The sequence below is a fragment of the Xenorhabdus innexi genome (assembly GCF_002632485.1).
GTDB classification, from domain to species: domain Bacteria; phylum Pseudomonadota; class Gammaproteobacteria; order Enterobacterales; family Enterobacteriaceae; genus Xenorhabdus; species Xenorhabdus innexi.
The window spans coordinates 1-1,341 of sequence record NZ_NIBU01000175.1; the positions used below are offsets into that span (position 1 = coordinate 1).

Consider the following 1,341-nt stretch of genomic DNA (forward strand, 5'->3'; position numbering starts at 1 on the left):
GGGTGAACAGGTGATACAGTCAGTGAATATTATATTAATTGCATCAAACCCAGATGTAGCAAGGCTTTCAGGGAATTGTGCAGAGGGTGCATAACTGAGGGGGTGAAAAAGATTTTCAGGGGTAGGAAATAAAAGCTTTTATCTAAGAACCTTAGTTGTATTAGTTATCGCTTTATCTGGCTGTGCGTCCCCAGACAGAAAAGTATACAAATACAGTAAAGAGCGTTCGCTTCTGGTTCTGTGCTCTCTACAGTAAGGTACTTGGGTGGTTATGAGCGAAAAGCAGAATTGATTTCCAAATAAAAAATAATATTTACAGTACCTTCAATGACCAACACCAACGTTAGTTGTAATATTTATAATTATTCATTGCCACAGTGAATTGATAAACCTTTTAGCGGAAATTTGAGGTAGCTTCTTTATTTATCATTTTTTCATAATTCTATTAACCACACTTGTCTATTGCAAAAGGATTGACTATGCGTTTGAGTAAAGTTCGAGTCCAAAACTATCGGAGTATTATTGATACTGGGGAGTTTGAGGTTGAGAGGCTTAAAACGATATTGGTTGGCCCAAACGAAGCAGGTAAGACAGCTATTCTCCAAGCTATACAGCAAATAAATCCGCCGGAGGGAACAAAAAAATTTGATCCTCTACGCGACTATCCGAGAGCTAACTATACAAAGATAAGTCGTGGAGATTTAGACCCGGGCGAGGTGAAAGTAGTTACTGCTGTCTTTGAACTAGAAGAATCAGATCTGAAAAACGCGCCAGAACAAATAAAGCGTAATTCACTTAGTTACACATTTACTCGATATTTAAATAATAGAGCGACTCATAGTTTGGTTGGTTTTACATCACCAACATACAATGACATAAAAAATGACTTAATAAGGTTAACTGCTCATTTAGACAGAAATTCCACTGAAGGTGATGCAAAACCTCATTCAGAGAGTCTTAATAAATTAACGAGTGGCTGGTCTATATACAAAATTCTAGGGGCCAATGATGCTGCGACTTTAAACAAATGGCTTGAGGAAAAGCTGCCATTTGTTGATGAGGAAGATAAAAAAGAGGTTAAACGTTGGGAAGATATTAATTCTAAGTTGGAACTATTAATTGAGGCAGACAATTTTCTTTCTTATTTAAACCGGAACATGCCTGTATTTGTTCTTTACAGCAACTACTTCCGAGTTAAACCTATCATTCATTTGGGAAACCTTGCTAAACGACTTGAATCTAAGAGGCTATTCAGTATTTTTTCTGCGCAGCAGTAAGACAAGGAATGCCAGATTGACGAACTGGAGACTGGTATTCAAATCTCCCTCGCAGTTCTTCCAC

General features: G+C 37.5%; 1 protein-coding gene and 1 pseudogene. One reads left to right on the top strand and one right to left on the bottom strand.

Annotated features, from left to right (window positions below):
- Positions 1–479: 479 nt before the first annotated feature.
- Complete coding sequence (locus Xinn_RS20835) at positions 480–1,277, top strand: AAA family ATPase (protein WP_244590290.1); 798 nt, start codon at positions 480–482, stop codon at positions 1,275–1,277.
- Here Xinn_RS20835 and Xinn_RS20840 read toward each other — a convergent pair.
- Positions 1,248–1,341, bottom strand: a pseudogene (locus tag Xinn_RS20840) (IS5/IS1182 family transposase); the annotation flags it as partial. The gene Xinn_RS20835 and the pseudogene Xinn_RS20840 overlap by 30 nt on opposite strands.